The sequence below is a fragment of the Solidesulfovibrio sp. genome (assembly GCF_029978005.1).
In the GTDB taxonomy this organism is placed as follows: domain Bacteria; phylum Desulfobacterota; class Desulfovibrionia; order Desulfovibrionales; family Desulfovibrionaceae; genus Solidesulfovibrio.
This window is the reverse complement of sequence record NZ_JARKOZ010000208.1, coordinates 1-6,467: the sequence shown is the minus strand read 5'-3', so window position 1 is coordinate 6,467 and position 6,467 is coordinate 1. Positions and strand designations below refer to the sequence as shown.

Genomic DNA, 6,467 nt, shown 5'->3' with positions numbered 1-6,467 from the left:
TCTTCGAGGCGAGATTTGAAGGAGTTTCACTTTGAAAGCCTTTTAAAGGCATTGAAGGAAATTTTTCGTAGATGCGGCGCTTCGCCGCTGGCGCCCGTGGTCTGGGAATCGGCCCGGACGTGCAGGCCGGCTTTGCGGCCTGCGGGTCCGGGCCGATGCCCCGACCACCACCACCCATGCCACGCCGCCTGCCGTTCCTTCCCGCCTCCCCACTCGCCCCCAGGGGAGGTCCAGGAGGGGGTCACCCCCTCCTGGCCGCCGGAGGCATCTTCCTCTTCTCCTCCCTCCTCACTCCCTCCCTCACTCACAACGCCGTAGCGTCGGGATCATGACGCCCGTAGTTGGCGCGCGCGCGTTCGAAGTTCGAGGTGGCGTAGCAGTAGCGGCAGCCGAACAGGCAGCGGTCGTACGCGCCGATGTCCTTGCTCGGCGCGCAGCCGCAGCGCGGCCGCTGGTGCGGGTCCTTGGCGGCGGCCCGGCGTCGGCCGGTCCGGGAGGCGATCCAGTCCGGGTCGATGCATCGGGAGGCGGCGATGCCGGCCGCTTCGAAGGCTTCGGGCTGGCAGCAGGCGGCCAGGCGCAGGCCGCGCGCGGCGGCCATGTCGCGAAGGTCGGCGAGAAGCGACACGGTTTGGGCTTCGTCCACGGGCAGGGGGGGGAAGCCGGCCTCGGCCAGAGCCCGCATGCGGCCGGCGATCTTGCGGTAGGGTTCGACGAGGCTCACGATCACCCGGTCCGTGAGGCCGGCAAGTCGGGCGCACAGGCGCTCGAACACGGCCCGGTGCCAGTCCGGCGGCGTTTTTGAGGTGAGGACCAGGGGGTCGTAACGCCAGGCGACGCGTCCCGGCAGGGTCTCGGCCAGGGCGGCGAAGGCCGGGACAGAGACGTCCGGCCCCGGGCACCTGGGATCGAGCTCACGGGGGTTGTCCATGAGGGTGAAGAGGAAAAACGGCTCGTGGCCCATGGCCCGTATTTCGGCGAGATGCGGCAGGAGCGGCCTGGGGTCGCGGGTCCAGAAGACGATAGCCTCCACGTCCGCCGGGGCAAGCGACACTCGGCTCACCTGGGCGGCGTTGAAGGGGTTGGCCACCTCGCAGAAGCCGGCGCGCAGGCGGCCCATGAGCCAGCGGCCGTAGAAAGCCGGGATGTCCGTGCGCCGGCTGGCGCTTACGAGCATGGGCGCTCTCCGGCCAGGGCCAGCACGGCGGCGAAATCGGCCACGGGCAGCATGCCGCCGCCCGTGGCCCAGACGATGTGAACGGCCGGGCGGCCGGCCAGGGCGGCAAGCCCGGCGGCGCGGGCCATGGCCGGCCCGGCCAGGGCGGCGGCGGCCGAGGGCTCCAGGCGCAGCTCCCCTTCGCGCCAGGCTCGGGCGACCAGACGCGGCAGGTCATCCTCGGCCACGGTGGCCAGTCCGTCGACCACGGGCTCCATGAGCCGTCCGACGAAACGCGACGGCCGGGGCACGGCCAGCCCGTCGGCCAGGGTACGGCCGGAAAGACCCAACTCGCGGATGTCCGCGCCGTCGTGGCGGCCGCTGGCCAGTCCCCAGAGCATGCACGGGGCTTGGGTCGGCTCGATGAAGACGCTCGCGGCCGCGTCGCCCAGGAAATGGCGCGCCCCGAGCGCGATGCCGCCCGGCGCGCCGCCCACGCCGCAGGGCAGGTGCAGGCACAGGGACCGGTCGGCGGATGCCGCCAGCCCCTTGGCGGCGAGCTGGGCCGGCAGACGCAATCCGGCCACGGCGTAGCCGAGGAAGAGGTCCAGGGAATTCTCGTCGTCGATGAAATGGTTCGCCGGGTCGGGCGCGGCCTGCTCGCGGGCCACGACGCAGGCGGCGGCGTAGTCGCCGGCGTGCTCCACCACCGTCGCGCCGACCTCACGCAGCTTTTCCTTTTTCCAGGCCTTGGCCTCGGCGGACATGTGCACCGTGACGGCAAACCCCAGCGCCCGGCCGAGGATGCCGATGGACAGACCGAGGTTGCCGGTGGAGCCCACGGAAAGGGTGTGGCCTGCGAAAAAGGCCCGGGCCTGGGGCGCGGCCAGGGCCGTCGTGGCGGCGTCCGGCCCGGCCAGGAGCCCTGCGTCCAGGGCCAGGGATTCGGCCAGGCGCAGGACGGCGTGGAAGCCGCCGCGCGCCTTGACCGAACCGGCCACGGGCAGCAGGTGGTCGGCCTTGAGCCAGACCGTGTCCCCGGCCGGCAGCCCGGCGCTCGCCCACGCGCCCAAGGGGAGCAGGTCGGATTCGATGATGCCGCCGGTCGCGGCCAACTCATCAGGGAAAAGCCGGGCCAAAAGCGGCGCGAACCGGGCGAGCCGCCCGGCCGCGGCCTCGATGTCGGCCGGGGAGACGGTCAGTCGCGACCGGGCCTCGGCCAGGGGCACACGGCCGGGGTTGGGCCAAAAAACCGGGGCGTTCGCGCGCAGCGCGGCTTGAAGTGCGGCGTCCATGGCCCAAGGTAGCGCAAAGACGGGGCGGGGCCAATCGGAGCGGAACATGGGGGCTCACCCACCGGTCCTCACCACGGGCTTGACAAAGCCTGCTAATTGGCTGATTTGCCAATCAACCAAAATACAGGGATCACGATGCCAGGCCGATTCCCCCCGCCAATTCAACTCGTTGCAGCGACGGCGACCAGGCGGCCCTTTCCGGGGGAGCGGCTCTCCTTTATGCAATCAGGACGATGCGTTTGGCCGCGCCCTTGTTGCCGATCGCCCCCCTGGAGGAATGCTTATGAAATTCGTCCCTCTTCTCCTTGCCGCCCTGCTTTCCTGCGCCTCATGCCTCCACGCCGCCGCGACGCCGGAGGTTCCCGTCAAGGGCATGGCGACCGTGGTCGATCTCGGCTCCAAGGCCTGCATTCCCTGCAAGATGATGGTTCCGGTCCTGGAGGCCATCCAGAAACGCTACGTGGGAAAAGTGGCCGTCGTGTTCCTCGACGTCTGGGAAAATTCGGAACAGGCCGAGAAGTTCGGGATTCGGGCCATCCCGACGCAGATTTTTTTCGACAAGGAAGGGAAGGAGGTTTCGCGCCACGAAGGATTTCTGGATGAAAAGCCCTTTGCCGCCATGCTGGACAAGCTGCTGGCGAACTGAAGCGCTCTGCCGTGCTCGACCAGTTGTTTCTCGCCATCAACGCCTGGATGACAGGGAGCCTCGTTCCTGCCGCCCTGGGCTGCTTTTTGTGGGGAGTCGTCAGCGTCCTGTTCAGTCCGTGCCATCTGGCCTCCATTCCCCTCATCGTGGGCTATGTCGCCGGCCAGGGCAGGATCATCCAGGGCCGCGAAGCCGCCAAATACGCCTTGGCCTTCTCGTCCGGCCTGTTCGTGACCATCGCCGCCATCGGGGCGATTTGCAGCCTGCTGGGCCGCATGCTGGGCGACATCGGGCCGTACTGGACGATTCTCGTCGGGGTCGTGCTTCTCTGGGTCGCCCTGGATATGCTGGGGGTGGCCGCCTGTTCGTTTTCCGGCGGCCTGCCGGGAAGGATCAAGGCAAGGGGGATGCCCGGCGCGTTTCTCCTCGGATTGGCCTACGGCCTCCTCTCGGGCTCGTGCACGTTCGGCTTCATCGCCCCCATTTGGGCCATCATCACCATCCAGGATAGAATCCTGACCGGGCTGCTCCTCGTCGCCTTGTTCGCCGCGGGCCATTGCCTTCCCATCGTGGCCGCCGGGAGTTCCGCCGCGCTCGTGCGGCGTTGGCTGGGAAACGGGGCCATGCGCCACGGCGGGCTCTGGTTTCGCAAATGCGCCGGAATCATGATCGCGCTGCTCGGCGCCTACTTCATCGCCAGACCATTCCTGCCCGCATGCCCCACCACCATGACGCCGGTTTCCGGCGGGCGGCATCGCGCCGCCGCCGTACGCCAAGGCGGGAGATGCCGGGCGGGGGCGCTTGGCCGCGACGGCCTCCTGCCTCCCCCGCCCGGATTGTCTCAGGAGTATTCCGGCACGTAGACCTGGGCCCGGATGAAGCCCTCGATGTCGTTGGGCCGGTTCACGCCGGCCAGGCCGTCGTCGAAGACCATCTCGGCCACCTTGGCGGCGGTGACGATCTCTGTTTCAAGGATGTCGGCCTGGAGGGGATACAGGAGCCCCTGGCCGAGCTGCGCGTCCGTGACTTGCGCGGCCACGGCCTTGGCGGCGCGGATGAACATGGCGTCGGTCACCCGCCTGGCCTTGGTGGCCACGATGGCCATGCCCACGGCCGGGAAGATGTAGAAGTTGTTGGCCTGACCCGGCAGGAAGGTGCGCCCTTCGTACGTAACCGGTTCGAACTGCACGCCGGCGGCGTAGAGCGCCTTGCCCTTGCTCCAGGCGTAGGCCTGTGCGGCCGTGCACTCGGCCTTTTCCGTGGGGTTGGAAAGCGCCATGATGACCGGACGGTCGTTGACCGCGCACATGGCTTCGACCACCGACCGGTCGAAGGCCCCGCCGGTGGTGCTCACACCGATGATCGTGGTCGGGCGCAGATCCGCGACGGCCTTGGCGAAGTCGTTTCGGGCCATGGGCGCGTGGGGGTGGGCGTAGGGCTTCTGGAAATCGACCAGGTCCGTGCGCGTGGATTCGAGCAGCCCGACCACGTCGAACATGTGGACGCGGGCCCGGGCGGCCTCCAGGGAAAGCCCCTCCTCCGTCAGGGCCGAGCATAAAAGGTCGGCCAGGCCGATGCCGGCCGAGCCCGCCCCCAGGAACAGAAAAGACTCGTCCACCAGCTTCGTGCCCTTGGCCCGGCAGGCGTTGACCATGCCGGCCAGGGTGATGCCGGCCGTGCCCTGGACGTCGTCGTTGTAGCAGCAGACCTTGTCGCGATAGCGGGCGAGCAGGTGCACGGCGTCCACGCCCGTCCAGTCCTCGAAGTGGATGCAGCAGCCCGGGAACACCTCCTGGACCGCCTCCACGAACTCGTCCACGAAGGCGTAGAGCTCCTCGGTGGGCGGGCGCTTGCGGCGCAGCCCCAGATAGAGCGGATCGGCCAGCAGGGCTTCGTTGTTGGTGCCGGCGTCGAGATACATGGGCAAAAGCCCGCGCGGCGAAACGCCGGCCGCGGCGGTGTAGAGCTGGAGCTTGCCGATGGGGATGCCCATGCCGTTGGCCCCCAGGTCGCCCAGGCCCAGGATGCGGCCGCCGTCGGTCACGCAGATGACGCGCACGTCCTTTTCCGGCCAGTTGCCAAGCACCTCGCGCACCTTGCCCTTGCGTTCGATAGACAGGTAGAGCCCACGCGGCTGGCGGTAGATGTGCCCGAACTTGAGGCAGGCCTCGCCGATGGTCGGGTCGTAGACGATGGGCAGGAACCGGGCCGGGTCGGACATGACGGTCTTGAAGAAAAGCGTCTCGTTGTGGTCGAGGAGGTTGACCAGGTAGATGTAGCGGTCGAGGTCCGTGGCCTTGTGGGCGAGCTGCTCCAGCACGCGCCGCAGTTGCAGGTCCAGGGTCTCGGTCGCGTCCGGCACAAGGCCCACGATGCCGAGGGCCTCCTTCTGGCTCGACGTGAATCCGGTTGAACGGTTGAGACTGGGATCGAGAAGCACTTCTTTGCCGCGTTTCATCCACTGCGTCATACGTCGCCACCTTTGCGAGTGTTTGCGTCCGATTCCATCCGGGCCGCGCCTGCGGCGGCGTCGCGGATCAGTCCTTGGCCACGAAGGGCGTCGTCATGTTGGCGGGAACCACGATGCGATCGTATTCGGCCGCGTCCACATAACCCAGGCTCAAGGCCGCCTCGCGAAGCGTCAGGTCGTTGTCCATGGCGTGGTGGGCGATCTTCGAGGCTTTGTCGTAGCCGATGACCGGGGACAGGGCCGTGACGAGCATGAGCGAGCGGCCCACGAACTCGGCGATGCGCTTGCGGTTGGGCTCCATGCCCTCGACCAGGAAGACCCGGAAGTTGTGCATGGAATTCGTGAGAATGCGAATGGATTTCATGATGTTGTGGATCATGAGCGGCTTGTAGACGTTCATCTCCAGGATGCCGCCCGCGCCGCCGAACCCCACGGCCACGTCGCAGGCCATGACCTGCGCCGCCGCCATGGTCAGGGCCTCGCACTGGGTCGGGTTGACCTTGCCCGGCATGATCGAAGAGCCCGGCTCGTTCTCGGGAATGTCGATCTCGCCGATGCCGCAGCGCGGGCCGCTGGCCAGCCAGCGCACGTCGTTGGCGATCTTCATCAGGGCCATGGCCAGGCTGCGGATCGCCGCCGAGGTGTTGATCAGCGCGTCATGGGCCGACAGCGCGAAGAACTTGTTGGCGCAGGACTTGAACGGGTAGCCGGTGAGCTCGGCGATGATTCGCGCGCACTCGTCGCCGAACTGCGGGTGGGAGTTGAGCCCGGTGCCCACCGCCGTGCCGCCGATGGCCAGGTCGTAGAGGCCGCCGAGGTTGAGTTCGATGGCCCCCAGGGCGTAGTCGATCTGTTCGACCCAGCCGCCGATTTCCTGGCCGAGGGTGATCGGGGTGGCGT

5 protein-coding genes and 1 pseudogene are annotated in these 6,467 nt (G+C 68.1%); 2 read left to right on the top strand and 4 right to left on the bottom strand.

What is annotated here, in order from left to right; all coding sequences use genetic code 11:
- Positions 1–304: 304 nt before the first annotated feature.
- The gene (locus Q1K70_RS20995) at positions 305–1,177 is read right to left on the bottom strand and encodes a DUF1848 domain-containing protein (protein WP_300164337.1); all 873 of its coding nucleotides are present in this window, start codon (positions 1,175–1,177) and stop codon (positions 305–307) included.
- Positions 1,168–2,451, bottom strand: coding sequence for a D-serine ammonia-lyase (locus Q1K70_RS20990; RefSeq protein ID WP_300164333.1), 1,284 nt, complete (start codon positions 2,449–2,451; stop codon positions 1,168–1,170). Before Q1K70_RS20990 ends, Q1K70_RS20995 begins: the two co-directional genes overlap by 10 nt.
- A gap of 283 nt (positions 2,452–2,734) precedes the next feature.
- Here Q1K70_RS20990 and Q1K70_RS20985 point away from each other — a divergent pair, with 283 nt between their 5' ends.
- Both Q1K70_RS20985 and Q1K70_RS20980 read left to right on the top strand, forming a co-directional pair.
- Positions 2,735–3,097: a thioredoxin family protein gene (locus Q1K70_RS20985; protein WP_300164330.1), complete on the top strand. Its 363-nt coding sequence runs from the start codon at positions 2,735–2,737 to the stop codon at positions 3,095–3,097.
- A gap of 11 nt (positions 3,098–3,108) precedes the next feature.
- Positions 3,109–3,813: pseudogene (locus Q1K70_RS20980) on the top strand (cytochrome c biogenesis protein CcdA); the annotation flags it as partial.
- A 125-nt stretch (positions 3,814–3,938) separates the two neighbouring features.
- Here Q1K70_RS20980 and Q1K70_RS20975 read toward each other — a convergent pair.
- Together Q1K70_RS20975 and Q1K70_RS20970 are read right to left on the bottom strand one after the other, a co-directional pair.
- On the bottom strand, positions 3,939–5,567 hold the full coding sequence (locus Q1K70_RS20975; protein ID WP_300164327.1) for an NAD-dependent malic enzyme: 1,629 nt from the start codon (positions 5,565–5,567) through the stop codon (positions 3,939–3,941).
- Between the two features lie 67 nt (positions 5,568–5,634).
- Positions 5,635–6,467: lyase family protein (locus Q1K70_RS20970; protein ID WP_300164324.1), on the bottom strand; the 833-nt coding region annotated here is incomplete at its 5' end.